Below are 26,475 nucleotides of genomic sequence, written 5' to 3' on the forward strand. Positions count from 1 at the left end.
TTATAGTATAATACTATAATGTACTTATGGGAAACACAATTGTTTTTTTAGGGTGTACACATAGTGGGGGGAATTATCAATGAAAAATGAAATTTCGATTGGTTTATTAGGACTAGGAACAGTTGGGAGTGGAGTAGCAACGATCTTACAACAACACCAACAGGATATGCATCACAAATTGGGTGTTCCAGTTTCCATTAAAAAGGTATTGATTAAAGATGAAAATAAGGAAAGATTCACAACTCTGGATTCAAACGTTTTTACAACGGATGTCCATGAGATATTAAACGACCCCACTATTGATATTATTGTTGAAGTAATGGGTGGCATTGAAGAAGCGAAGCAGGCAATTGAAAACGCGCTTCGTGCAGGAAAGCAAGTTGTGACAGCCAATAAAGATGTCATGGCGGAATATGGACACGAATTATTGAAGTTGGCAGATGCAAAAAAATGCGATTTATTTTATGAAGCGAGTGTTGCAGGGGGCATCCCAATAATTCGTACATTAGAAGACGGACTAGCTTCAGACAGGATTTCAAGTTTGATGGGAATCGTGAACGGAACAACTAATTTCATTTTAACGAAAATGAGACAAGAAAATATGAGCTATGAAGTCGCTTTGGCAGAAGCAACGAGACTTGGCTACGCGGAAGTTGATCCTTCAGCGGACGTCGACGGAGTGGATGCTGCACGGAAAATGGTCATTTTATCTTCTCTCGCATTTTCAACAGAAGTTCATCTTAGCGACGTATTAGTTAGAGGGATGAAAGACATAAGAGACGGAGATATGGAACTATCAGAGGGCTTTGGCTATACAATGAAGATGGTTGGCTCATCGAAAAAAAATGAAGGTGGGATCGAAGTGGCAGTGGAACCAGTATTCTTGGCAAATTCGCATTTGCTCGCTTCTGTAAACAACGAATTTAATGCCGTATACATATATGGTGATGCAGTTGGCGAAACGATGCTTTATGGACCAGGCGCTGGTTCTCTACCGACCGCAACTTCAGTCGTCTCGGATATTATCGCTGCATGTCGTAATTTGCTTCTTGAAGTAAATGGTAAACGACTGCACGCTGCTCAGCATGAACGGGTAATCAAATCGGCCAATCGTCGTTATGCGAAGTACTTCCATCGTTTACTTGTTAAAGATGAAGTAGGAGTTTTATCGAATTTGACAGCCATTTACAGCAATCATAATGCAAGCCTTCAATCAGTTAAGCAGCATCCAGCGGGAAATGAGGGAATGGCTGAAATTATCCTTGTCACTCATAAAATTTCTAGACAGCAACATTTGGACGTGATTGAAGATTTAAAAGGTTTGGCAAGTGTCATTAGCCATTACCGCATCGAGGGAGATGAATCAGAATGAATTGGCCAGGATTGATTGAACAATATAAAGAATGGCTTCCGGTAACAGAAGATACGCCAAAGCTAACATTGCAGGAAGGCAATACGCCTTTAGTTCATCTCGGAAATTTGTCTGAGAAATGGGGAATTGATCTTCATGTGAAATTAGAAGGTGCTAACCCAACCGGTTCTTTCAAAGACCGAGGCATGGTCATGGCAGTGGCGAAAGCGAAAGAAGAAGGGAAAACCGTTCTTATTTGCGCATCAACTGGTAATACTTCTGCGTCAGCCGCTGCATACGGAGCGAGAGCTGGCATGAGAACAATTGTGGTCATTCCAGAAGGTCGTATTGCACTCGGAAAACTTGCCCAGGCAAAAATGTATGGCGCTAAAATTCTGGCGATTAAAGGAAATTTTGACGAAGCACTTGAAATGGTTCGCGAAGTGGGTCAAGAAGATGGCATCGCTCTAGTTAATTCAGTTAATCCTTACCGTTTAGAAGGACAGAAAACAATCGCGTTTGAAATTATTGATCAGTTAGGAACAGTACCAGATGTTCTAGCTTTACCTGTTGGAAACGCGGGGAATATATCGGCTTCTTGGAAAGGTTTTAGCGAATACGCATTGAAAAATAGCACAAAACGTCCGTCATTACTAGGAGTTCAGGCAGCTGGGGCGGCTCCAATTGTCCAGAATCGTATTGTGGACAATCCGGAAACAATCGCAACAGCAATTCGAATTGGCAATCCGGCTAGCTGGAACCTTGCGCTAAAAGCTCTCGACGAATCAAACGGCACGATTTTGGCCGTAACGGATGAAGAAATTCTAGAAGCGTATCAACTGCTCGCTTCAACAGAAGGCATCTTTGCAGAACCGGCGTCATGTGCGTCAATCGCAGGAATTAAAAAGCAAGTGGAGAACGGAATGCTCCAAAAAGATTCGACAGTCGTTGCGATATTAACTGGAAATGGGTTGAAAGATCCAGAAACTGCGATTGCAGTAAATGAGCACAAAGCATTTCTCGTACCTGAAGATATGGAACGTTTTTGGGAGGATTTGAAAAAGGGTGTGAAGGTATGAGTTGGAAAGAATTTTCAGTAACTGTTCCTGCATCGACTGCAAATCTTGGGCCAGGGTTCGATTCGATTGGTTTGGCTTTGGACCTTCATTTATCGATTTGCGTTTCACCGGCTTCTGAATGGACAGTTGAATATAGCGATGATGGATATCAACATTTAACTAGTGGAATAGATAATTTAATCGTGTCTACTGCACTGGCAGTTGCTGAAATGTTTAATCGTTCACTCTCACCTGCGAAACTGCGAGTGGAAACGGATATTCCACTAGGCAGAGGACTTGGAAGTAGCGCTGCAGCAATTGCTGGGGGCATCGAAATTGCTGACTGGTTACTTGGATTGGACTTGTCTATGACAGAAAAAGTGAAAATCGGTAGCGCAATGGAAGGCCATCCCGATAATGTTTCGGCTTCTTTTTTAGGTGGTTTGACGATTTCCTATTTTGACGGGAATGAGCTTGAAGTAATCCATGTACCGCAAGTGGAAATAGGTGTGGTTATACTAGTGCCGCCGACGGAATTTCTTACAACGGAGTCAAGAGGAATGTTGCCGCAATCGCTCGAGCATAGTGTTGCGACGCGAGGGAGTGCAGCTGGAAATGTATTATCCGCAGCACTTGTGAGCGGTAACTGGGAAACTGCAGGACGCTTGATGGAAAAAGATACACTTCATGAACCTTACCGAAAAAATAAGTTCCCGGATTTTGAAGCCGTTCGCCAAGCATGTATGGAAGCGGGGGCTTACGGTTCTACTATTAGTGGTGCAGGACCTTCTCTTTTCATCGCGACGAAAAAAGGGGATGAAGAGGGAGTGGCTGCTCGATTGAGTGACCAGTTCCCTCACTACAAATGTGTCGTATTGAGACCTACATCTGAAGGAATACAATCCAGAGTAACGGTAATTTAATTGCATGCAAAAAAAGCTCAGGAAACTGGGCTTTTTTCAAAAGAAAGTATAAACTTTGAGACTACTGCTAACCCAGTGATCATGGTAGTTTTTCTCGCAAATAGAAGCGACCAAACCGCGTATAGTCGACAAAAATTCGAGAATAGACGACACAGAACCGCTCATAGAAATGGCAAACCACTAAAACCGTGCATAGGAAAAAAATCGTCAGCAGAATGTCTTTTTTCGTCTGTACGATCTTTATCGAGCATCTCGATAGTTAATACCGGAGCGGTTAACTATTCAGTACTTTTTGTGTAAATGCCTTTACATCAAGTGCTGTCTCTTCACGTTTCACATCTTCTAACATAACATTTCGGAAATATGCCACACTTGCAGGCAAGGGCAAATTCAATAATTTCGTTAAAGCTTCTTGATACATTAAAACGAATTCGGGGTCTGTATTGCCTCGTTTTAATTCAGAAAAGGATTCGTAAAACTGATCGAGTTTATCTGCAAATTCTAATAAACGTCCTTCGATGGAAGCGTCTTTACCTTCCTTCATTCGATGAAAGAAGATAGGTTGAAAGTCTTCAGGTATTTCTTCTAAAATAAATTTCTCCATCATTTTTTCTTCGACATGGGCAATCATTTGTTTTAGTTCGGGAGATGCGTGTTTGACAGGCGTTTTAATATCTCCAATGAACACTTCCGCGAAATCGTGATTGATGGTCTTTTCATATAGTGATTTCCAATCAACGGTTTCCCCGTTTCTTTCTTCTATGGTTGCAAAAAACATGGCGTATTGGGAAACTTTCCAACTATGTGCGGCTACATTATGTTCCTCAAACTTAAATTTACCGGGACAACGAATAATTCGTTCTAAGTCATTCATGCTTGTGAAAAATCTATGGATTCCCATTAAATATCTTCTCCTTTAAGTGTCATGTTTTAATGATATGTCTGTAAAGTAAATGTTGTTAGGATGCTCAATCCTGAAGAATTCTATTTTTGTTTGATTATACAACCTGTGTTGATTTCTATGTATGTAAATAACAATCCCAGCCAAAACAACTATTGACTGGGCATGATGGTTATTCTCAATTTACTATGGAGATTTTAACAGACCTTCATTTTCTGGCCAATTGTTCTTGCGCCAGCTTTATCATCTCTTTCACCATATTGCCACCAATCGGACCGCCAATTGTTCCAGCCTGTTTGGATGTGAGGTTTCCGTTATACTCTCTATTTAAAGGAATCCCGAGTTCATCAGCGATTTCGTATTTTACATCCTCACTTAGAGATGAGTTCAAACCGTATCCTTGAGACTCCATAACTCGATTTTTTAATTGATCCAAACCTTGTCTTGCTTCAGGAACTAAAATTTTATTCTTTCTGGCCACAATCATTTCCTCCTCTTTCAGACAGTATTTCCTGAAAGGGAAGATGCATGCTTCTTTGTGTTTCAAATAATGAAAGAAAAAAATGCTGTCCTCAGAAGAGAACAGCATTTCACATTATTTTTTCTTTTTAGAAGTCAAACGGCTTAGTGCAAATGCACCTGCAAAGACCCCAATTGCAGTGTTAGTACGTTTATTGAAGATTTGTTTTACAACAAGGTTCAAGTTTTGTGGGCGTTCAGCTAATCTTCTCATAAAGTATCCGTACCAGTCGTCGCCAAACGGTACGTATGTGCAGAAATTATAGCCTTGTTTTGCTAAATCAACTTGCATATCTTTACGGAAACCATAAAGCATTTGGAACTCGAATTTATCGTTTGAAATTTGGTTTTCTTCTACAAATTTCTTCACGTGGTTGATTACATGATGATCGTGTGTTGCGATTGAAGAGAATTTACCATTTAGTAAATGATACTCAATTAGTTTGATGTAGTTTGCATCAATTTCTTCTTTCGTTTGGTACGCATTTTCAACTGCTTCTTTGTAAGCGCCTTTTACGATGCGTAATCGCATATCTTTGTATTTCTCAATGTCGTCCTGTGCACGGTAGAAGTAAGCTTGAATCACAGTACCTACATTGCTGTAGTTCTCAGTAAGTTTATCCATTAAATCAAATGAAGGTTGTAAATGACCATAATCCTCCATATCAAGATTGATGTGCATATCGTATTTACTTGCAGCAGCTACGATTTCAAGTAAGTTTTCATAACAGAAATCATAATCGATATCGAGACCAAGTTGTGTAGGTTTCAATGAAATATGAGCATCTACACCATTTGCATGAATAGCTTCAATTACTTCAAGAATGCTTCCTTTAGCCTTTAACGCTTCAGATCTTTCAAAAACGAATTCGCCTAAGTTATCAACGGTAGCACTAATGCCTTTTGCATTCAATTCACGAATGCTTTTAATTGTATCTTCGACATTTGTTCCAGCTACTACTGTTTGTGCACCTAACTTCAAACCGTATTTTTTTGCTGCACTCGTCAACAATTGATTTTTTGATAAAGCCATAAATACATCTTTTAACATGATTTTTCCTCCTGAAAGTGGTTCATTCTATGTTATCTTATATCCTGCTTAAATAATAAGAATCACTAAATAGTATCATGTGAATCATGATTACATTTTATTATAATTCTTTTTGACGAACATGCCTACTAATTGAGGCGATAATGTACGGAAATTGTTTCATTAAAGTGTTATTCTTCCCAATAATGGTCTAGATATAAGCTGAAATCTGAAAGTACTGAATTTTCATATGCAATTAAGGAATATTTTTCTTGTTTTAACTAAAATAATTGTATAATTATGAATATTTTTATGCTCTGCAATTAAAGGGACTACCATACTGAATATTGAATAATACACGAATAGAAAGTTCACATTAGAAGGAGGAGTTAGATGATTTATTCGAATTTAGGATATAGTGGTTTACGTGTTTCAAATTTGAGTCTTGGAACAATGGCATTCGGGAGATGGATTGATGAAAAAGCCTCTGTTCAGATTTTGGATACCGCACTGGATGCAGGGATTAACTTAATAGATACAGCTAATTTTTATGGCAAGGGTCAAGATGAACAATTTTTATATGGCACTGGAGAATCTGAAGAAATTATTGGCAGAGCTTTAAAAGGAAGACGCGATAAAGTCGTTTTAGCAACAAAAGTTGGGTTGCCAATGGGGAAAGATCCGAATGATGCTGGATTGTCAAAATTTCATATCTTGCGAGAGCTCGAGTATTCATTGCAAAGGCTTCAAACGGATTACATAGATTTATATCAAGTTCACCGATTTGATGACCAAACACCACTTGACGAAACGTTGTCTACTTTAACAGCCTTGGTTAACCAAGGAAAGGTACGTTATATCGGGTGTTCCAATTATGCCGCTTGGCAAATAGCTAAAGCAAATGGAATAAGCAATTTGCATGGCCTTGAGCACTTTGTTTCATCTCAATCTCAATATAATTTGTTATCACGAGAATTGGAAAACGAAGTGGTACCGTACTGCTTATCTGAAAATGTGGGATTGCTTGTGTATAGTCCAATGGCTCGCGGAATGTTATCTGGAAAATATACATCTCGCGACGACGTGCCTGAGGGAAGTCGAGCTGCTAGAGGTGAAAGGCTCATTCAGAACTATTTCAAGGATGAAAATTTTTCAAAGGTGGAAGCATATAAACAAGCTGCAGAAGAACATGATGTGAATTTATCACAATTTTCTTTAGCTTGGATTTTAAATCAACCAGCTGTAACATCTGCAATTGTTGGAGCTAGCAAATCTTATCACGTAACTGATGCCGCTAAAATAAGTGACTGGCAATGGACAGATGAATTGAAGCAACGAGTAAATTTGTTATAAAAGGACTCTTTTCGTAAGCAGATATCTTGAAGATCCGGTTTGAGGTCTATACCATCAAGAGTAGATACTTTGATTTACGAAAGGAATAATACTATGACAAAAGAATATAACTCCATTCCTGTTTCCGTACTGGATTTAGTCGCAGTACGCGAAGGTGATACTCATAAAGAAGCGATTGGCGATATGGTCAATTTAGCTCAACATACAGAAAAATTAGGTTATCTTCGTTACTGGTTAACTGAGCATCATAATATGCCAACAGTTATTAGTTCTGCCACATCTATTTTAATTGGACATGTGTTGGAAAATACACAATCGATTAGAGTAGGTTCAGGAGGAATTATGTTGCCGAATCACGCACCTCTTGTAGTAGCCGAACAGTTTGGTACATTAGAAGCGATGTATCCGAAGCGAGTTGATTTAGGTTTAGGGCGTGCACCGGGGACGGATATGAGAACTGCGCATGCTTTACGTCGAACAACGCAAGAAACAGCTTTTGCTTTTCCACAAGATGTTGTAGAGTTACAAAATTATTTTAAAGCACTTGATCAACAAGGAGCGGTTCGTGCTTTTCCAGGTGTAGATGCTCAAGTACCAATCTACATTTTAGGGTCAAGTACTTCTAGTGCTTCGTTAGCCGCGCGATTAGGCTTGCCTTATGTTTTTGCTGCTCACTTTGCACCTACTCAATTAGAAGAAGCATTACAAATCTACCACAATCAATTTACACCATCTGAGTATTTAGCTGAGCCGTATGTAATGGTTTGTGTAAATGTTGTTGCGGCGGATACGAATGAAGAAGCTGAAAAACTTTCTACTACAACTAATCGATTTTATTTAAATGTGGTAAGACGATCAGAGAATTTCTTGCAACCTCCAGTAGATTCGATGGATGGCTTATGGAGTCCCTTTGAAGAAAGCGCTGTTCGCGGAATGTCTGTCTATTCATTTAAAGGTAATAAACAAGCAATTCAAGGACAAGCGAAAAAGTTCTTCGATAAATTCCAATTGGATGAATTAATCGCGGTGACGTATATTTACGATCAAACGGCTAGAAAACGCTCGTATGAAATACTGAAAGAAGCAATAGCTGAGCTGTAATAGATAAAATGAACAGGCCGAGATATATTCTCTGCCTGTTTTTTGCTGTTATTGTATTTGTTTATTAGAGCTACCTTTGAACTTTGAGAATGGTTTTCGTCCACTTACTATAGGTTTTCATCCATTCAATTTGAGTTTCTATCCACTCGTGTAACGTTTCCGACCATTCGCTTGGAGATGGACACCAATCCTCCGGAGAAAGACACCGCTTCCTATATCCAGAGTCGCCTGTTTTTTAATCTATCAATGTACATATAATCATCCAATATTTTTCATGTAGAATAAATATTTTTTAAAAAACCATGTTTAATGGAGTAAATCTCTGGATAAATAGTTAATACTTATATCTGGAAAGAACTTTTTCAGATGAGTGAATTAACTAAAAAATGAAATCAAATAAATGTATTAACTTAACTATAAAGCTTTGGAGGTCAAACACATGATGAGAATAAAGTTGGTCTATAAACAACATTTATTGCTAAAACAAATTAATTTGAAAAAGAAGGACATGTATAAAAAAGCAAAACAATTAGGTTATACACACGCTAAAGTCGTGGCGTCGAGCCAAGAACTTGATAAGTTATTGAATCATTATCAAGGCATATTTCCGTACGATGAAGTAGGGTAATTTAAGACAACTATGTTGTTTGTGGATAACTAACTTGTTCTACACGTCTAGACTACCTTATTTGTCTTCATTTTCACCAATAATTAACCCAGTGTAACGATTCGTAACACTGGGTTTTTGTTGTGCTATTTTTTCATTGGATTTATAGCTTTTCAATTGACGCACCCTTCATTTTGAATCAGCAAGCTTTTATTGTGTAAAATAGAGGTAGAAATCTATTTGAAAAAGGTGCTTATATGAAAGAAATAATAGTAATTGGTGCTGGGATTCTAGGAGCTTCGACAGCCTATCATTTAGCGAAAGCTGGTGCACAAGTAACTGTTGTGGATCGACAAGATCCAGGACAGGCTACAGATGCTGCTGCAGGCATTATTTGCCCGTGGCTCTCGCAAAGACGCAATAAAGCATGGTATTCTCTTGCGAAAAGTGGGGCTGCTTATTATGAAACTCTGATTCGACTTCTTGAAGAGGATGGAGAGACGAATACGGGGTATAAGCGAGTAGGGGCCATTAGTCTCCATACAGATCATGAGAAACTTTTGAAGATGGAAGAGCGCGCAGTGTTAAGGAGTCAAGATGCTCCGGAAATCGGTACAGTAAGACAAGTCACACCGTCTGAAACAGTTTCATTATTTCCTCCGCTTTCTGAAGAATTCGCTTCAGTTTTTGTAAGTGGAGCTGCGCGAGTAAATGGGAGGGACCTTCGACAAGCATTGGTCAATGCCGCGAAAAAGCATGGGGCTACTTTCATTTACGGATCCGCTGAAATTGAACATGACGATTCGAAAGTTACAGGAATCCGAGTCAATCAAGAGAGTTACGATGCGGACTGTGTGATTGTCACGGCAGGAGCATGGGCAGATGTACTTTTATCACCACTTGGTATTGATTTGCAATTGACTGCTCAGAAAGCACAAATTGTGCACCTTCATTTACAAGATGTACAAACGGAAAATTGGCCGGTAGTGATGCCGCCGAATGATCAGTACATACTTGCTTTTGATAACGGTCAAGTTGTAATTGGAGCTACTCATGAAGATGACAAAAAGTTTGATTTACGAGTCACTGCAGGAGGTGTACATGAAGTGTTTAGCAAGGCATTGTTAATTGCTCCTGGTTTAAGGGACAGTACGTTTGTTGAAACACGTGTAGGTTTCCGACCATTTACTCCGAACTTTCTTCCTATCATCGGAGAAGTACCTGGCTACGAAGGACTCCTTCTAGCAAACGGACTTGGTGCTTCTGGTTTAACAGTAGGACCTTTTTTAGGAACCCAACTGGCGAAGCTGGCACTTAATGAAAATCTTGATATCGATTTGGATTTATACGAAGTGTCAGGTGCCATTGGTAAATAAATATATAGGAAAACCCCCGTAGTGATTTTTCACTCCGGGGGTTTTGGTTATTTTTTAAATCTTTTCTACTTCCTCAGCTATCTCCATATGATGTTCTCCCCAAGCGCACATGGCATCCAAAATAGGACGCAGTGACCAACCATAGTCAGTTAAAGAATAAATAACTTTTGGTGGTACTTGATCAAATACCATTCGGTTAACAACACCATCTTCCTCTAACTCTCGTAGCTGCTGAGTAAGCATCTTTTGTGTAATGGCCGGCATGAGCTTTTTTAATTCACTTGTGCGTCGTTCCTCTTTAATCAAATGACACATAATGACTACTTTCCATTTTCCACCAATCACATCAAGAGTTGCTTCGACGGGAATATTGTATGCCATATTGTTTCCTCCTCTATATCAATGAGTTCTAAAGTTTCTATTTGAATACATCTAAAAAACTAATTAAATGTATGTTACCATATACCACTTTACATCCGCCTCTCTTAAATAGATATAGGTACTAAAAAGTGCCTACAGTACTTTAAAGTGCGTACTATTCTTTATTTGACCTTGAGCGCATAATAAGGTTTGCAAGGAAGACGGTAAGTAAAATGCCGATTTTCCTGAACACTATTTATAGAAAAAATGAGGGGGAACAATAAATGAATCATTCACATACAGCTGATGACAAAGCGAGAAAAGGAAGACTAGCTTTATGGGCGCTTGCAATCAGTGCCTTTGGGATCGGAACTACGGAATTTGTTCCTGTAGGATTATTAGCTACAATTGCAAAGGACTTTGATATAGGAATAACATTAGCCGGCTTGTTAATTTCTGGCTATGCGATAGGTGTTGCTGTTGGAGCACCCATCTTAACAGCACTCACCAATCGGGTGAGTAGAAAAACTCTGTTGATGGTTTTAATGGTCGTATTTATTGTGGGAAATATAGTGGCAGCGATGTCGACTTCATTTGAGTTGTTAATGGTCGCTCGGTTTATTACCGCATTCTCACATGGTGTTTTCTTCTCTATTGGCGCAACAATTGCCGTGCAATTAGTGCCTGCTCATAAAAAAGCGAGTGCAATTGCGTTAATGTTTACAGGGTTAACGGTTGCTACCGTCACGGGTGTACCACTTGGGACGTTTATTGGGCAAGCATTTGGGTGGCGTGCAACGTTTTGGGGTGTTGCGGCACTAGGAGTTATTGCAATAGTAGCAATCGCGTTGTTAATTCCTAAAAACTTAAAACAATCTCCACCTGCAAAATTTAGTGATATGTTCCGACTTGTTACAAATAGTCGTCTTTTACTAGGGTTTGCAATAACAGCTTTCGGTTACGGCGGAACTTTTGTTGCGTTTACGTATTTAACACCGATTCTTGAAGATGTCACCAAGATTGATTCGAAATTAGTGAGTATCGTCCTTCTTGTTTATGGAATTGCTGTTGCAATAGGGAATGCAGTTGGTGGTCGTCTCGCAAATCACAATCCAGCACGCGCTTTGTTTTGGATGTTCATCATGCACGCCATCATTATGATTGTGATGACATTTATGATTCCATTCAAAGTAGCAGGGTTAATTGCAGTTATCTTGATGGGTCTAGTAGCATTTATGAATGTTCCAGGGCTACAACTTAACGTCGTGCAACTTGCAGAAAAATATGTTCCTGCAGCTGTTGACGTGGCATCCGCATTAAACATTGCCGCGTTTAATGTTGGTATTGCCATGGGATCAATTATCGGCGGATTGGTTATTAATACAATTGGTATAGTTCATACACCATGGATTGGCGGAATCATGGTTATAGGAGCAGTCCTTCTGACAGGTCTGTCATTACGTCTCGAACGACATACAAATGCATAATACTTTAAGTTATCAAATCACGAGAGCTTTCCAAAAAGATAGTATGAATATTAAATGAAAATCTTTCCCTCTATTAGAATAAATTTGAGTGGTAAGGGAAAACTTAGTTATTCAATACTTAATCTTGAGAGGAGAATTTGTTAATGAGTGAGAGAAAACCTCCACATCAGCAAATGGCTGAAGAGAACAATGGTTTGAGTGCTGCGCAAGAAGTTTTGTACAACGAAGAGTTTAACAAAGCAGATAAAGCCAGTGGACTTGAAGGAGTAAAAGGTATCAGGAAGAAAGATAAGGAAAAAGGCGATAAAAAGCTGCATTAAAATGGATACGATAAGTGGTTCTCTGCAATATAAAATCCCAGTCATTGTAATATGACTGGGATTTTATATTGCATCCATTTCGTGACAGTAGCGAAGCGAAAACCAATCTAATTAGCCCCTAGACTCCGAGTTTTTGTGGGAGGGGTGAACGGGAATAAAAGAACCGTTAATGGGAAGAAATTAAATTGAATTGGAATAAATCAATTTGAACGGGAAGAAAACTAAATCAGGATAAATACAAAAATAGGCATACCCCAAGTTAGTACTTTAACTTGGGGTATGCCTCTATTGGTTATTACTAGTTTATACAGTAGTTTTTTTCTTATCAATTGTGTTGAGCACTTGATCAATCATACCTTTGCCCTCGTCGTTTTTCGTGAATTCATTTACTTGTCCTTTGAGTTTTTCGCGAGAGTCCTTGTTTCGCATAAGAAAAGCTGCGCCAAGTCCAAGTGCTGCCATTGCTAATGTATTTCGTTTCATAATAAAACGCCTCCTGTTTGTGTTGTATTTGTTTAATTCCCTTAACATGGCAATTTAAACATGATTTTCACATGAATAGTAATTATGTTCTAGTCATTAAGGGAATTTTTTGATTAATTATGCATGTTTATTTATAAAAGGTTGTATCTATACAACATCTTCATTATAATTATCGTATATTTCAGAAAATGTTTGGAAGTGAAATCATGGAAATAACGTATTCACCACTTGGTGATGAAGCGATTGTGATTGAGGTTGGAAATGAGATTTCAAAAGAAGCAACCAACCTTGTACGATCAATAACCAAACGAATAGAAGAGACTTTGATTGATTCGATAATTGAGGTGATTCCTGCATTTACGACAGTGACTGTTTTTTACGAGGTGACAGCGGAATTACAATACAAAGATATTAAAAAAATAATAGAAAAAACGTTAGTTGAAATGCAAGACTTCACTTCATTAGAACAACGCACGATCGAGATTCCAGTTTGCTATGGTGGGGAACACGGTCCAGACCTTGAGTTTGTGGCAAAACATAATCAGTTAAGTGTTGAAGAAGTTGTAGCGATTCATTCTTCAGGAACATACGAAGTTAACATGATTGGTTTTGCACCTGGTTTCCCATTTATCGAGGGAATGTCTGAAAAGATTGCGGCTCCACGTCGAACGACGCCAAGGCTCCGTATACCTGAACGGACTGTTGGGATTGCAGGGATCCAGACGGGAGTTTATCCCATTGAAACACCAGGAGGCTGGCAATTGATCGGTCGAACGCCAATTGACCTATTCCTACCAATGGAAAAAATACCGAGTTTATTACAAGCGGGAGACCGGATTATCTTTAAGCCAATATCCGAGGAAGAGTATGCAGAATGGGAGGGGACTACCCATGCTGCAGATTAATAAAGAGGGTTTACAAACCACTGTACAAGATATTGGAAGAAGAGGTTTTCAGAAATATGGCGTCATTGTAAGTGGCGTTATGGACCCGTATGCACATCGAATTGCGAATGTGTTAGTCGGTAATTCAGAAACCGATTCCACAATTGAAATTACGTTAGTGGGTCCACAACTCACATTTCTTGAGGATTGTTTATTTTCACTGACGGGGGGAGATTTGTCACCTTTACTAAATGGGACTCCTATTAAAATGTGGCGTCCGATTCTCGCTAAAAAAGGCTGCAAGTTAACTTTTGGGAAGCCTCGTTCAGGGTGTCGTACCTATTTAGCTGTAGCTGGTGGAATTTCAGTAACTGAAGTAATGGATAGTAAATCTACGTACTTGCGAGCTGGAATAGGTGGCTTTGATGGAAGAGCTCTTAAAAAAGGAGACGTTGTTAAGAGTGGTGAGGTATCCAAATACATACGTACTTTTAAAGAAAAATTAGCTAGAGAAGCGACTGACTCGTCCTTTATACAAGTGGATTGGACGTTAATGACTCAAGCAATCCCAATATATCAATCGGAAGACTCTGTTCGAGTTACCGAAGGAAGACAGGCGAAATTATTCGATGAAAAAAGTAAGGATGTTTTTTATAACGAAGCATTTCAAATATCTTCCGATTCTGACCGGATGGGCTATCGTTTGAAAGGACCACAACTGACATTAAAAGAACCGAAAGAATTGGTATCTGAAGGCGTTGCTTTTGGTTCCATTCAAGTGCCACCAGATGGGCAACCCATCATTTTAATGGCGGACCGGCAGACGACGGGTGGATACCCGAAAATTGGGCAAATCGCATCAGTTGATTTACCAAAAGTAAGCCAATTAAAGCCTGGGGAAAGTATTCGCTTTGAGAAAATCACGCTAGAAGAAGCACAACAAGCGATGTTGAATGAAAGACGATTGATTGCTCAATTGACCAAATCAATTTCTCTGAAATTTAAGGAGGGAATTTGAATATGAAGAATTTAGTTGATTTGAACTGTGACATGGGAGAAAGCTTTGGCACGTACAAAATGGGCAATGATGAAGAAATTTTAGATTTTGTAACATCTGCAAATGTTGCGTGTGGATTTCATGCTGGAGATCCTTCAACCATGCGTAAAACGGTGAAACTTGCTTTGGAAAAGGGTGTTGGAATCGGTGCACATCCTGGATTTCAGGACTTATCTGGCTTTGGGAGAAGAAATTTACAGGTCACTCCTCGAGAAGCTTATGAAATCGTGGTGTATCAAATTGGCGCTTTATATGGATTTGTTAAAGCTGAGGGTGCTGAGATGCAACATGTGAAGCCACACGGCGCATTATTTAACATGGCAGCCACTGATCCCGCATTAGCAGAAGCAATTGCAGAAGCTGTGTATGCCATTAATCCACAGTTAGTCCTATTTGGTTTATCAGGCAGTGAAATTGTTAAAGCGGGAGAGAAGATTGGTTTACGAACCGCGAACGAAGTGTTTTCTGATCGTACATATCAAATAGATGGAACGCTGACGAGTCGAAAAGAAGCGAATGCTTTGATTACCAATACTGACACAGCGATTCAACAAGTTGTCCGAATGGTGAAAGAAGGAGTGGTTACCAGCACCATTGGAACTGAAGTGCCAATTCAGGCAGATACGGTATGTATTCATGGCGATGGTATTCACGCACTTGATTTTGCTAGACGCATTTCGGAAACGTTGAAAACTTCTGGAATCGATGTGAAAAAAATTTCTGAGTTTAAATAAGACTAAAGGAGAATACCATGAAAACTGCAAAAAAAATGAAAAATACTAACCGTAGTTTATTACTCGGAGCGGCATTCTTAATGGCGACATCAGCTATTGGGCCCGGATTTTTAATACAAACGACAGTCTTTACAGAGTCACTTCTAGCAAGCTTTGGATTCGTAATATTAATCTCTATCATTATCGATATCGGTGCTCAGTTAAATATCTGGCGAATTATTGCCGTATCTGAAAAACGTGCACAAGATATTGCGAATGATGTATTGCCTGGACTTGGCTACTTTTTAGCTTTTTTAATCGTCTTGGGGGGTCTGGCGTTTAACATCGGAAATATTGCGGGGGCAGGACTTGGGACGAATGTTTTGTTCGGAATCTCTCCAGAATTAGGAGCCATTCTAAGTGGTATTCTCGCAATAGGCATCTTTATTGTTAAAGAAGCGGGTAAAGCGATGGACAAGTTCTCACAAATCTTAGGTTTTGCAATGATTGCATTAACGGTTTACGTGATGTTTACAGCTGCACCTCCTGTAGGGGAAGCTGTCGTCAAAACTTTTGTGCCCGATAAGATTGATATTTTAGCGATTGTCACATTAGTTGGAGGAACTGTTGGTGGATATATCACATTTGCAGGTGGTCACCGGTTAATTGACGCTGGGATAAAAGGGAAAGCTGCTCTACCTGAAGTAAACCGTAGTGCAGTATTTGCAATTGTGGTTACTGCAATTATGAGAATTGCCCTGTTCCTTGCGGTGTTGGGTGTTGTATCTCAAGGATTAAAGCTTGATCCTGCCAACCCTCCAGCTTCTGTTTTTAAATTAGCAGCAGGGAATATTGGTTACAAAATATTTGGGATTGTCTTATGGTCTGCAGCAATAACATCAGTCGTTGGTGCCGCATATACATCGGTGTCCTTCATTCGCACATTCCATCCGTGGTTAGAGAAGCATCACAAAAAAATCATCATTGGGTTTATCGCGATTTCAACAATTGTCTTTGTCATAGTTGGAAAACCTGTTAGTATTCTAGTTCTTGTTGGATCAATTAACGGATTAATTTTACCAATCGCATTAGGAGTTATGTTGATTGCAGCGTATAGAATAAAAATTGTTGGAGATTACAAACATCCATTGTGGATGACTATATTTGGTGTCATTATTGTGATCGCTATGTCATTAATGGGTGGATATACACTAATCAATGAAATTCCTAAATTATTTATGTAGAAAGGAGTAATGCAATTGACCACAACTTATGAAGTAAGAGGGAAAATGCGTAGTGGCGAATTGACTTCGCCTACTTCCGGTTTATGTGAAGACTATATTCAAGCTAATTTAGTTATATTGCCAAAAGATTTGGCATTTGATTTTCTGTTGTTTTGTCAAAGGAATCCCAAATCATGTCCACTTATTGATGTGACTGATGTTGGTTCCTACGTTCCAAAAATGTCTGCACCCCACGCAGACCTACGAACGGACTTGCCAAAATATCGTGTATATCAAAATGGAGAAGTAGTAGCTGAACCGACAGATATTACAGACTATTGGACAGACGATATGGTGGGATTTCTCATTGGCTGTAGCTTTACGTTCGAGGATGCATTAATCAAAAACGGTATTCCGATGAGACATAATGAAGAAGGCGTCAATGTGCCGATGTATAAAACATCAATTGAAGCCGTTTCTGCAGGTAAGTTTGCGGGTCCAACCGTTGTTAGCATGCGTCCAATGAAAGAAAAAGACGTCATTCGAGCCGTTCAAGTAACGAGTCGTTTTCCATCTGTGCACGGAGCTCCGATTCATATAGGTAACCCGGAATCGATTGGTATTACAAATATCAATCAGCCTGATTTTGGAGATGCGGTAACGATCAAAGAAGGCGAAGTACCCGTATTTTGGGCATGTGGTGTAACGCCACAAGCGATCGCCATGCATATGAAACCAGCTTTGATGATTACTCATGCACCAGGTCACATGTTTATCACGGATTTGAAAAGTGAACACGTGAGTGTGATTTAAATTTTGCCATGTCTGAATAAGTGATAATAATTTTACCAGTTAGTACCCCTCGGTCAAGTAGAATTCGACTGAGGGGTGCTTTTTTATGCTAAGATGGGCAGTAGAGTATTGAGTGTAACTTGCAGTAATGCCATTCTAAAGGTATGTTTTTCTTCTATTAATGAGAGAATTTATACAATAAACCATAAGACTTGAACAGAATAAACAATAGTATCATCAAAAGGAGGACTCTCTAATGAAATTCGTCAAATCAAAAATGATGCAACTCGTAAAAGAAAACGAAGAATTGAAAGTACGCTTAAATTCTATCGTTAAAGAACATGATCTAGAAAAAACGTTAGCATTAAAAGCGATGTATCATTCCGAAGTAGTTGAAGGAAAGTTTCAAGGATTATATCAGGAACTCTTTAAAAGATGATTGCTTAATTGTTCCACTATAAAATCCGAGTCATGGCAAAGTCCAGACTTGGGTTTTTTTCTATTTTAAGGATAAACGATGTCTCATTCGGAATAATAGCAGATCACGTCTGAATTATTTGGGGTGACGTCGGAAAAATGTGCGATGACGTCGGAAAAATTAGCATTGGCGTCTGAAATATTGTGCTTGTTGGAATCTAAAGTTGGGTGAGTAAGTAGGAGAAAAATAGTAGTGACAAAACAATTAAAAGACCGTTAATTCACAACTGAATTAACGGTCTTTTAGCTAATGTAACAAGCAATAAAACAAGGCGCATCAACCACTATTTGTCGTAGTGGTTGATGCGCCTTTGTCTATTAAATTATTACTCACTCACTAACCAAAGTGCTAGCTGAAGTACGAGTGCATCCTGGAAGGTAGAAGGATTGTATCCAGTTGTTTCGTGAATTTTCTTCAAGCGATATGTCAACGTATGCCGATGGATAGTTAAGACTTCTGCACAAATGGCTAGTTGTTGATCGCACTTAAAGTATTCTACAAGCGTAGTGCAATATTTTTCATCCAGCCCTTGTAGCACACGATTTGAAAATTGTTTAGCTTCTGTGGAGTTGCTCTTTTTGAGCAAGGAAAGCACTTCTACTTCTTCAAAAAAAGTGATTTTAGTCTCGGGTTGTCCATACTGTAAAGCTAATTTAGCAGTTTGAAAAGATTGTTGAACCTCTTCAATTGTTTCTACTGGTTTCCCTGCACCCAGACGAACGGAAAGGTTTTTCTGCAAAAACGCAGGCAACTTTTCAATCTTTTTATGGACTTCCTCAACTTTAATTCCAGCAGTTAAGATAAAGAGTTCATTTAATTGATAATGTCCAACCATTACCTCATCTTTATCAAAGTAATCTTCAAGTTGCTGAACGGCACCATGATAATGAGTGGAGGGTAACTCCAAAAGAATCGTGACATACGGTGAACGCAGAGGAAACCCAAGTCTGTCTAATCTTTCGTATAGGACTGGGGGATAAGATGTGGACGATATAAGCTCTTCAAATACCATTTCTTTCATTTTTCTCTTCCACTCAGACTTAGAAACAATCAATGATTGATGGATCATCATTTCTGTTGTCAGCTGCAGAAGTGTGGCAACGTCTTTTAATACGGCTGGGTTTCCCGTAATGCCGATGACGGCAATTAAGTGTTGCTGAAAGTATACGGGCATGTTGATTCCGGGTTTTGATCCTGGCCACTTGTGGGTGTTTTTTTCTGTAATCCACAGAGGTTTCTGTGTTTTGGCGACATGTAAGGCTCCCTCATGGATTCTCTCGACCCGTTCTTGTTCGCCGGAAGCTAAGATCATACCGTTCGTATCCATCACATTAATATTTCGGTTAAGACGAATCATTGTTTGTTCTACAATTTGATTTGCTAATTGTTTGGTTAGCATATGTCCACCGCCATGTATAAAATATCAATATTTATTAACAGAAAATTCATACACCAAGTATAATGTATTTCTCTTTATTTATCACTATACTATTTTGTAAGCGCTTACCGAAGGAGTGAATGAAGTGAAAATCGTCATAAGTCCTGACTCATTTAAAGGAAGCTTGGCAGCAGATGAAGTTGCTCAAGCGATGGCAGCAGGAATACGGGCTTTTGATCAGTCGATTGATACACTTATATTGCCCGTAGCTGATGGAGGGGAAGGCACTTTAGAAAGCCTCATCAGTGCTACAAATGGAAGATTAGTTACTGTTATTGTACAGGATCCACTTGAAAGAAAAATATCTGCTGATTACGGTATTTTAGGTGATGAGGAGACGTGTGTGATAGAAATGGCTAAAGCATCTGGTTTAACTCTTTTACATATGGAGGAGAGAAACCCTTTATATGCAACCTCCTATGGGACAGGTGAATTAATCAAGCATGCTTTAGATGCAGGTTTTCGGAAGTTTATTGTTGGAATAGGTGGCAGTGCAACCAATGATGGTGGAGTTGGAATGTTAAAAGCACTTGGTATGAAGTTTCTAAATTGCGATGGGGCAGACCTTGGAACTGGAGGTGGAGCACTTGATCAGTTGTCGCATATTGACATGTCTGAGTTTGACCCTCGAATAGAAGATTCCAAGTTTATCATAGCTTGCGATGTAGATAATCCATTTATCGGTACAAATGGTGCTTCACATATTTTTGGTCCTCAAAAAGGTGCTACTGAATCGATAGTATCTATATTAGATCGAAATTTGAAAACGTTAGCTGATGTTATTGAACGTACATATGGAGTATCCATTCATCATCGCCAAGGTGCGGGTGCAGCAGGAGGGTTAGGGGGTGCGTTTCAAGCATTTTTTCCTCTAACCATGAAACCTGGAATTGAAGTTGTGATGGAAGCAATCGGTTTTCGTGAACAAATAAAAAATGCCGATTTAGTCATTACAGGAGAAGGTAGATCAGATGAACAAACCCTCTCTGGAAAAGCACCTTATGGGGTTGCGAAAGTAGCGAGGGAACATGGTATTCCAGTGATGTTATTGTCTGGATACCTAGAGCCATCGAGCAAAAAGAGGTTGAGTTCTTATTTTGACGTTATTGGAAGTGTGGTAAACGAAAGAGTTACACAAAGAGAATCAATGGAAGATCCCGCGCTTTTTTTAAAGATTCAAATGTATCAAATGATTTTATCTTATGTACAAATGAAAAAATAAGGGGGAATTCGGTATGTTATTTTTCATTATTTTACTAGGGGTTGTATTGATTGTAGTAGCAACAGCTGTCTTTAAAGTTCATCCGTTTTTAGCGTTATTATTCAGTGCATTTTTTGTAGGGATTGCTTCAGGAATGCCGTTGTTAACCGTTGTTGAAAATGTAAATACCGGTTTTGGTGGTTTGATGACGAGTATTGGACTTGTCATTGTTGCTGGTACGATTATCGGGGTCGTTTTAGAGAAATCTGGTGCTGCATTTAGGATGGCAGAAGTGGTATTGCGTGTTCTTGGGGACAAGCGACCGCAGCTAGCCATGTCCGTAATCGGATATATTGTTTCGATACCAGTGTTTTGTGATTCAGGCTATATTATTCTAACTAGCTTGAAAAAAGCTTTAGCTAAGCGTGCAAAAGTTACGATTGCTTCTATGGGAATCGCACTTGCGACTGGATTATATGCAACACATGTCCTCGTCCCTCCAACGCCTGGACCAATCGCTGCAGCTGGAAATATTGGAGCTGCAGATTATTTGGGAACAATCATTTTAATCGGTTTATTAATAGCAATACCAGCTACAATTGTGGGTTACTTCTGGGCAGTAAAAGTGGGAACGAAAATCGAGGTAGAAGCGGATAAAGAAGCATTAGAATTAAATTATGATGAAATCGTCAAATCATTTGGTAAAATGCCATCTACATTCAAATCATTTTTACCGATTGTTTTACCAATCGTTCTAATCGGAATCGGTTCAATTGCTGCACTTTTAGGAGAAGAAAGTGGCTGGATTAACTTCTTGAAATTTCTCGGATCACCATCTGTTGCTTTATTACTAGGTGTCTTGGCATCGTTCTTATTATTACCTGCGCTCAACGAGGACACATTAACGAACTGGATTGGAGAAGCACTTAAAGAGGCGGCACCAATTCTATTAATTACCGGTGCGGGTGGCGCATTCGGAACTGTAATTAAGAATACTGGCGTCGCTGAATTACTTCAAAACATGGATTTAGGATCACTTGCAACTGGAGCTCTATTCTTACTAGTGCCTTTCTTAATAGCAGCAGCACTAAAAACAGCACAAGGTTCTTCTACAGCTGCACTAGTTATTACATCTTCATTAATTGCACCATTACTGCCGCAACTTGGAATTGAAGGAGCGATCCCATTAGCACTTGTGGTTATGGCTATCGGAGCAGGTGCAATGACAGTTAGTCACGTTAATGATAGCTTCTTCTGGGTAGTCACTCAATATAGTGGCATGAAAGTAACTGATGCCTACAAGGCGATGACAATGGCGACATTATTAATGGGTATCACGACCATTGCTGTGACTATGTTGTTATGGGTAATAATGGTATAAACCTGAGCAATGTAGCAGATTTCCCAATAACGGCAACTTCTTTTGAAATAAAAAAACCCATCACATGTCCGAATCATTGCTGATTTGAACGAGTGATGGGTTTTTTTTATAGATTATACGTTTTGTTTTTGACGCTCAAGTTCTGCTAATCTCGCTTGATATTGCTCTTCAGTCAATTGGTGCTCCACGATATAACGATTGCGTGGATGTGTACGACATTCGTCTGAACAGCTTCGTAAGTAAAGATGTTCGTTTTCTTCTGAACAAAGAATTTTGTCGTTACATTCAGGGTTTGCACAGTTTACATAGCGTTCACAAGGCGTACCGTCAAAATGATCTTTACCGACAATGACATGCTCGACTTTGTTGATTGGCACAGCAATACGTTCATCAAAAACATACATTTGGCCGTCCCATAGCTGACCTTTTACTTCTGGGTCGGTACCGTATGCATGGATTCCTCCGTGAAGTTGACCTACATCCTCATAGCCTTCTTTAACTAACCAGCCCGAGAATTTTTCACAACGAATTCCGCCTGTACAATACGTTAATATCTTCTTGCCTTCAAACTGTTCTTTGTTTTCACGCATCCAAGCTGGTAGGTCACGGAAATTTTTAATTTCCGGACGAACCGCCCCACGGAAATGACCTAAATCGAATTCGTAATCATTTCGTGCATCAATTACAATCGTATCGTCTTGTTGCATTTTTTCGTAGAATTCTGTTGGGGACAAGTATTCACCTGTAATCTCGTTCGGGTTAATGTCATCTTCTCCGAGTCCAAGATGAACAACTTCTTTTTTTGCACGTACATGCATTTTTTTGAAAGCATGACCTTCTGAAGCATCAATTTTCCACATCATATCTGCAAAACGCTCATCACTCTTCATCATGTCCATATACGCTTGAGTCTGTTCAAGTGTTCCTGAAACCGTACCGTTAATGCCTTCTGTTGAAACGAGAATGCGTCCTAATAAGCCGAGCTGTTTACACGCAGCTAAGTGAGTTTGCGCGAATAATTCAGGTTCATCGATTAATACATATTTATAATATAACAAGACTTGATAAGTATTGTTTTCCATTTTATTTAACCACCTTACATTTATGTTAATTCAATCAATAAATATATCATAAAAACGGATTTTTGACTAGAAATTTAGTGGATATATTAGTGCGGAATGTCTAGTTAGCCTTCTTTCACTTTGTTACTTCTGAGGATTCAGAGTAGCAGGCTCTTTAGTGTCTTTTGATTAAAAACAAACAAATAAAATTATTTAAAATATTTTATGCAATATATTGCATTTTGCGATTAAAGGGAGTAGGATTGGTTTCAGTGATATATTGCATATTGGGAATAGAATTACTCGATTAATTAACAATCAAAGAAGGTTAAATAGGAGGAAAGAGTATGGAGACTAAATTGTCGTTTTCATCGTATTTGGTTATTGGCGTTATGTTATTTGCTTTATTTTTTGGGGCAGGGAATTTAATCTTTCCGGCTTCTCTCGGCCAGAATGCCGGTTCAAATGTTTGGGTTGCTATCACCGGGTTTTTAATTACAGGAATAGGCTTACCTTTCCTTGGACTTTTAGCGATGGGGTATTCGGGTAGTCGAAGTTTACAAGATCTCGCGAGTCGAATACATCCACTGTATGCGGTTATTTTTACGTCAGTATTGTATTTAACAATCGGTCCTTTTTTTGCGATTCCAAGAACAGGTGCTGTTTCTTATGAAGTAGGTATTGCACCGTTTGTCGGTAGCGGGTATGAGCAAATAGCGTTAGGAATCTTTACAGTTATTTTCTTCGGAATTACTCTTTGGTTCTCTCTAAACCCAGCCAAACTAATTGATCGAGTAGGAAAAGTGTTATCACCAGCTATCTTAGTGCTGTTATTTGTTCTATTAATTATGGTTATTGTAAAGCCTATGGGTTCTATTGGAGAGCCTCAAGAAGTATATGCAAGTGGTGCGTTCATGAAAGGATTTACAGAAGGTTACAATACGATGGATGCACTGGCTTCCCTTGTATTTGGGATTATTGTCATCAATACCATTCGTAAAATGGGCGTCACTTCAAAGCGTGGCATTCTGCTAGCGACGACGAAGTCCGGGGGAATTGCTGTTTTACTACTCGGAATCGTTTATGTGGGAATTGCTTATTTGGGGGCAACGAGTACACAATTGCTAGGATTATTTGACTCAGGTGGTCCAGTTCTCAGCGGTACCGCTTCTCATTATTTTGGATCATTCGGAATGATCTTGATGGCGGTTATTATTTTCTTAGCCTGTTTAACTACTAGTATCGGTGTGACTATGGCTTGTGGAGAATATTTCAATTCCTTGTTCCCGAAAATTAGTTATAAAGCTTATATTGTTATTTTTTCACTGTTCTCTTTAGTTGTTTCAAATATCGGCTTATCGAATATAATTTCATACTCGATTCCGGTTTTAATGTTTATTTATCCACTTGCAATCGTGTTGATGTTACTGACATTTACATCCTCATTATTTAATCACGCAAGGCTCGTATATGTATCTGCTACAATAGTTACCTTTCTAATCAGTAGTATCGATGGTCTTAAAACCTTATGTAATTCATTAGGTATCAACTATTTTGCTTGGATGAAACCTATTGTATCGTTTTATGAGAATACCTTGCCATTTTATAGCCAAGGTCTAGGATGGCTTGTTCCAGTATTATTGGTCATGGTAGTTACCGGAATTCTCGGACGTGTATTCAATCTATCCATTGTTCCTGTTTATAAAAAAGTAACTTCATAATAAACTAAACCCCCACATCTCTGATTATTTAAAACAGAGATGTGGGGGTTTTTAATTAGTATGATAGCTAACAGTGATTAATAGACACAAAAAGTGACTCTGAATCTTCGAGTCACTCTTTATCATCATCTTCACGTGAATAAAATTCTTCAATGGCACGGAGCCAATTATCTCTCATTAATTGAGAAACAAGCAGTGCGTCTCGCTTTTTCAAACAATCGATAATCGTGTCATGTTGTTGAATCGAATAAGTCGTTAAGACAATCGAATTATGGAAAAATAGTCTTCTGACATGCGCTTGTAAAGAAGCGACCATTGAAGTTATGTATGGGTTATTTGCTGCATCAACAATGATTTGATGAAACTCTTCATCAACTTTGAGAGCTAAAAAGTAATCTTCGGTGTGGACTGCTTTAGAGAAACGTTCATTTGTATCTTCTAAATTACGGATGATTTCTTCATTTAAATTCGGAACCGCAAGTTCAGCAGAAAGAGCCTGCAGAGCTGCAAGTGGTGGGAGAAGATCAATTATATCCTCTTTTTTAACTTTCGTTACTTGAGTTGCTTTTCCAGGAAACATTTCTACGAACCCTTGTACTTCAAGTAGTTGTAATGACTCACGGATAGGCGTTCTACTGACACCTAATGCTCGAGCTAACTCGTTGTCATTTAATTTTTCTTCAGGACGTAATGTGCCATCGGTTATCCATTGTTGTAACTGATTAAAAGCATTTTCTTTTGCAGAAATACGGACAGGCTTATTATGATTCAGTGGTATGGGCATTTAGGAAACAACCTTTCCTGTCAGGCTTATTTGTATATAAAGAATCTTCTTCCATTATACTACAAATAGTATATACGTGATATATTGCAATCAAAATGCAATATACACCTTAAGGGATAGACAATGTAAGGTCACAGCTATTTTGTTGGCCTGAGCAATCCGTTGTGGACGTGAAATTAATCACTGGTCAAAACCCACAATCAACACCATTGGTCGTAAAAGAATTAGTGAAAAAATGTTAATAAGAAAAGTTGTCACTTTGTAAAAAATAAATGGCTTTTATCATTAATAAAATGAAGCAAATATAACCGGTTCGGGTGGATTATTGTTTTATCCGGCTGAATGCCTTTTGTAGCAACCGATCTACTTATGAAACCATTGGCGTTGTCGCGCCTTTGGTTTTTTTTCAGTTTACCTTACTGTTGTCACCTAGTTCATTCCATCCTTTTTCATTTTCTCTTCCATTTCAGACCGAAGGCGTTAACTACCTAATCCTGAAGTAATGTCAACCTGCTGTGTATATGCGATACGATCTAGTTTAGCGTTGAATCAATGTTTTTGGGCAGTTTTGTTAAGGAATGATTAAAATTAATAAATTATTAATTTTCAAAATAAGCTACTGATAAGGGTAAATAATTAGTTGAATAATGGATATACTACAATTTCTGGAGGTGAAATTATATGGAAAGTAAACCACTACATTATGATGGAAGTTTCCAAAATGTTGATGCTTTAGAGAGTGGAGAAAACAACAATGAAGCATTTGCATTAACAGATGAAATACGAAAAAAAATAAGTGGAAATCCTTATATGATGAATAAAACTGAATAGGGATGTGCAATATCTCTTTTTAATTTTTTACAAGTAGTTTAT

At 38.8% G+C, this 26,475-nt stretch carries 27 protein-coding genes; 19 read left to right on the forward strand and 8 right to left on the reverse strand.

All coding sequences use genetic code 11. The features are described from left to right. Positions 1 to 79: 79 nt before the first annotated feature. The 3 genes from C8K15_RS02420 to thrB are packed head-to-tail and all read left to right on the forward strand — an operon-like array spanning position 80 to position 3,332. Positions 80 to 1,372: a homoserine dehydrogenase gene (locus C8K15_RS02420; RefSeq protein ID WP_108584841.1), complete on the forward strand. Its 1,293-nt coding sequence runs from the start codon at positions 80 to 82 to the stop codon at positions 1,370 to 1,372. Beyond that, positions 1,369 to 2,430, forward strand: coding sequence for a threonine synthase (thrC, locus tag C8K15_RS02425; RefSeq protein ID WP_108584842.1), 1,062 nt, complete (start codon positions 1,369 to 1,371; stop codon positions 2,428 to 2,430). The genes C8K15_RS02420 and thrC overlap by 4 nt, the downstream gene beginning before the upstream one ends. Continuing rightward, entirely contained in the window at positions 2,427 to 3,332 is a 906-nt protein-coding gene (gene thrB, locus C8K15_RS02430) for a homoserine kinase (protein ID WP_108584843.1), read from the forward strand. Before thrC ends, thrB begins: the two co-directional genes overlap by 4 nt. A 274-nt stretch (positions 3,333 to 3,606) precedes the next feature. Here the strand turns inward: thrB and C8K15_RS02440 are convergent, their stop codons facing one another. From C8K15_RS02440 to C8K15_RS02450, 3 genes are all read right to left on the reverse strand, one after another. Then, a complete protein-coding gene (locus tag C8K15_RS02440; RefSeq protein ID WP_108584845.1) occupies positions 3,607 to 4,233 on the reverse strand; it encodes an HD domain-containing protein in 627 nt (208 codons plus the stop codon). Positions 4,234 to 4,441: 208 nt separating this feature from the next. Next, positions 4,442 to 4,717, reverse strand: coding sequence for an alpha/beta-type small acid-soluble spore protein (locus C8K15_RS02445; protein WP_108585055.1), 276 nt, complete (start codon positions 4,715 to 4,717; stop codon positions 4,442 to 4,444). A 111-nt stretch (positions 4,718 to 4,828) separates the two neighbouring features. Further along, entirely contained in the window at positions 4,829 to 5,803 is a 975-nt protein-coding gene (locus tag C8K15_RS02450) for a proline dehydrogenase family protein (protein ID WP_108584846.1), read from the reverse strand. Between the two features lie 372 nt (positions 5,804 to 6,175). Here C8K15_RS02450 and C8K15_RS02455 point away from each other — a divergent pair, with 372 nt between their 5' ends. The 4 genes from C8K15_RS02455 to C8K15_RS02470 all read left to right on the forward strand — a co-directional run bounded on the left by C8K15_RS02455 (position 6,176) and on the right by C8K15_RS02470 (position 10,219). After that, positions 6,176 to 7,135 (forward strand): aldo/keto reductase, encoded by a 960-nt coding sequence (locus C8K15_RS02455; RefSeq protein ID WP_108584847.1) that lies wholly within the window; start codon positions 6,176 to 6,178, stop codon positions 7,133 to 7,135. Between the two features lie 93 nt (positions 7,136 to 7,228). Beyond that, positions 7,229 to 8,236, forward strand: a complete 1,008-nt coding sequence (locus C8K15_RS02460) for an LLM class flavin-dependent oxidoreductase (protein WP_108584848.1) — start codon at positions 7,229 to 7,231, stop codon at positions 8,234 to 8,236. Between the two features lie 439 nt (positions 8,237 to 8,675). Next, positions 8,676 to 8,864 (forward strand): aspartyl-phosphate phosphatase Spo0E family protein, encoded by a 189-nt coding sequence (locus tag C8K15_RS02465; protein WP_369973700.1) that lies wholly within the window; start codon positions 8,676 to 8,678, stop codon positions 8,862 to 8,864. A gap of 236 nt (positions 8,865 to 9,100) precedes the next feature. Next, positions 9,101 to 10,219 carry an NAD(P)/FAD-dependent oxidoreductase gene (locus C8K15_RS02470; RefSeq protein ID WP_108584849.1) on the forward strand — a complete coding sequence of 373 codons (1,119 nt, stop codon included), beginning with the start codon at positions 9,101 to 9,103 and terminating at the stop codon, positions 10,217 to 10,219. A 54-nt stretch (positions 10,220 to 10,273) separates the two neighbouring features. Here C8K15_RS02470 and C8K15_RS02475 read toward each other — a convergent pair whose 3' ends face one another. Beyond that, a complete protein-coding gene (locus tag C8K15_RS02475) occupies positions 10,274 to 10,600 on the reverse strand; it encodes a winged helix-turn-helix transcriptional regulator (RefSeq protein WP_108584850.1) in 327 nt (108 codons plus the stop codon). Positions 10,601 to 10,863: 263 nt separating this feature from the next. On the opposite strand from C8K15_RS02475, the gene C8K15_RS02480 reads away from it, so the two are divergent. Both C8K15_RS02480 and C8K15_RS02485 read left to right on the forward strand, forming a co-directional pair. Then, positions 10,864 to 12,066: an MFS transporter gene (locus tag C8K15_RS02480; protein ID WP_108584851.1), complete on the forward strand. Its 1,203-nt coding sequence runs from the start codon at positions 10,864 to 10,866 to the stop codon at positions 12,064 to 12,066. 143 nt (positions 12,067 to 12,209) lie between these two features. Then, complete coding sequence (locus C8K15_RS02485; protein ID WP_108584852.1) at positions 12,210 to 12,386, forward strand: YfhE family protein; 177 nt, start codon at positions 12,210 to 12,212, stop codon at positions 12,384 to 12,386. 303 nt (positions 12,387 to 12,689) lie between these two features. Here the strand turns inward: C8K15_RS02485 and C8K15_RS02490 are convergent, their stop codons facing one another. Then, positions 12,690 to 12,869 carry a hypothetical protein gene (locus C8K15_RS02490; RefSeq protein WP_108584853.1) on the reverse strand — a complete coding sequence of 60 codons (180 nt, stop codon included), beginning with the start codon at positions 12,867 to 12,869 and terminating at the stop codon, positions 12,690 to 12,692. A 206-nt stretch (positions 12,870 to 13,075) separates the two neighbouring features. Between C8K15_RS02490 and pxpB the strand changes: the two genes are divergently transcribed. The 6 genes from pxpB (at position 13,076) to C8K15_RS02520 (ending at position 17,977) form a co-directional block, all read left to right on the forward strand. Beyond that, positions 13,076 to 13,774, forward strand: a complete 699-nt coding sequence (gene pxpB, locus C8K15_RS02495) for a 5-oxoprolinase subunit PxpB (RefSeq protein WP_108584854.1) — start codon at positions 13,076 to 13,078, stop codon at positions 13,772 to 13,774. Beyond that, on the forward strand, positions 13,761 to 14,771 hold the full coding sequence (locus tag C8K15_RS02500; RefSeq protein WP_108584855.1) for a 5-oxoprolinase subunit C family protein: 1,011 nt from the start codon (positions 13,761 to 13,763) through the stop codon (positions 14,769 to 14,771). The genes pxpB and C8K15_RS02500 overlap by 14 nt, the downstream gene beginning before the upstream one ends. A gap of 2 nt (positions 14,772 to 14,773) precedes the next feature. After that, positions 14,774 to 15,544, forward strand: coding sequence for a LamB/YcsF family protein (locus C8K15_RS02505; RefSeq protein ID WP_108584856.1), 771 nt, complete (start codon positions 14,774 to 14,776; stop codon positions 15,542 to 15,544). A gap of 17 nt (positions 15,545 to 15,561) precedes the next feature. Continuing rightward, the gene (locus tag C8K15_RS02510; protein WP_108584857.1) at positions 15,562 to 16,767 is read left to right on the forward strand and encodes an NRAMP family divalent metal transporter; all 1,206 of its coding nucleotides are present in this window, start codon (positions 15,562 to 15,564) and stop codon (positions 16,765 to 16,767) included. Positions 16,768 to 16,776: 9 nt separating this feature from the next. Beyond that, complete coding sequence (locus C8K15_RS02515; RefSeq protein ID WP_108584858.1) at positions 16,777 to 17,559, forward strand: putative hydro-lyase; 783 nt, start codon at positions 16,777 to 16,779, stop codon at positions 17,557 to 17,559. Between the two features lie 235 nt (positions 17,560 to 17,794). Beyond that, positions 17,795 to 17,977 (forward strand): hypothetical protein, encoded by a 183-nt coding sequence (locus C8K15_RS02520; RefSeq protein WP_108584859.1) that lies wholly within the window; start codon positions 17,795 to 17,797, stop codon positions 17,975 to 17,977. Between the two features lie 364 nt (positions 17,978 to 18,341). Here the strand turns inward: C8K15_RS02520 and C8K15_RS02525 are convergent, their stop codons facing one another. Beyond that, positions 18,342 to 19,415 carry a CdaR family transcriptional regulator gene (locus tag C8K15_RS02525; protein WP_108584860.1) on the reverse strand — a complete coding sequence of 358 codons (1,074 nt, stop codon included), beginning with the start codon at positions 19,413 to 19,415 and terminating at the stop codon, positions 18,342 to 18,344. Between the two features lie 124 nt (positions 19,416 to 19,539). Between C8K15_RS02525 and C8K15_RS02530 the strand changes: the two genes are divergently transcribed. Together C8K15_RS02530 and C8K15_RS02535 are read left to right on the forward strand one after the other, a co-directional pair. After that, positions 19,540 to 20,676: a glycerate kinase gene (locus tag C8K15_RS02530; RefSeq protein ID WP_108584861.1), complete on the forward strand. Its 1,137-nt coding sequence runs from the start codon at positions 19,540 to 19,542 to the stop codon at positions 20,674 to 20,676. Positions 20,677 to 20,689: 13 nt separating this feature from the next. Then, positions 20,690 to 22,036, forward strand: coding sequence for a GntP family permease (locus C8K15_RS02535; protein ID WP_108584862.1), 1,347 nt, complete (start codon positions 20,690 to 20,692; stop codon positions 22,034 to 22,036). A 113-nt stretch (positions 22,037 to 22,149) separates the two neighbouring features. On the opposite strand, the gene trhO is transcribed toward C8K15_RS02535, so the two are convergent. Next, positions 22,150 to 23,118 (reverse strand): oxygen-dependent tRNA uridine(34) hydroxylase TrhO, encoded by a 969-nt coding sequence (trhO, locus tag C8K15_RS02540; RefSeq protein ID WP_108584863.1) that lies wholly within the window; start codon positions 23,116 to 23,118, stop codon positions 22,150 to 22,152. Positions 23,119 to 23,444: 326 nt separating this feature from the next. Between trhO and brnQ the strand changes: the two genes are divergently transcribed. Further along, entirely contained in the window at positions 23,445 to 24,818 is a 1,374-nt protein-coding gene (brnQ, locus tag C8K15_RS02545; protein WP_108584864.1) for a branched-chain amino acid transport system II carrier protein, read from the forward strand. 112 nt (positions 24,819 to 24,930) lie between these two features. Here brnQ and C8K15_RS02550 read toward each other — a convergent pair whose 3' ends face one another. Beyond that, positions 24,931 to 25,602, reverse strand: a complete 672-nt coding sequence (locus C8K15_RS02550; protein WP_108584865.1) for a GntR family transcriptional regulator — start codon at positions 25,600 to 25,602, stop codon at positions 24,931 to 24,933. A 681-nt stretch (positions 25,603 to 26,283) separates the two neighbouring features. Between C8K15_RS02550 and C8K15_RS20530 the strand changes: the two genes are divergently transcribed. Continuing rightward, complete coding sequence (locus tag C8K15_RS20530) at positions 26,284 to 26,433, forward strand: hypothetical protein (protein ID WP_199224049.1); 150 nt, start codon at positions 26,284 to 26,286, stop codon at positions 26,431 to 26,433. Positions 26,434 to 26,475: the final 42 nt, after the last annotated feature.

The organism is Paenisporosarcina sp. OV554, assembly GCF_003058165.1.
Lineage (GTDB): Bacteria > Bacillota > Bacilli > Bacillales_A > Planococcaceae > Paenisporosarcina.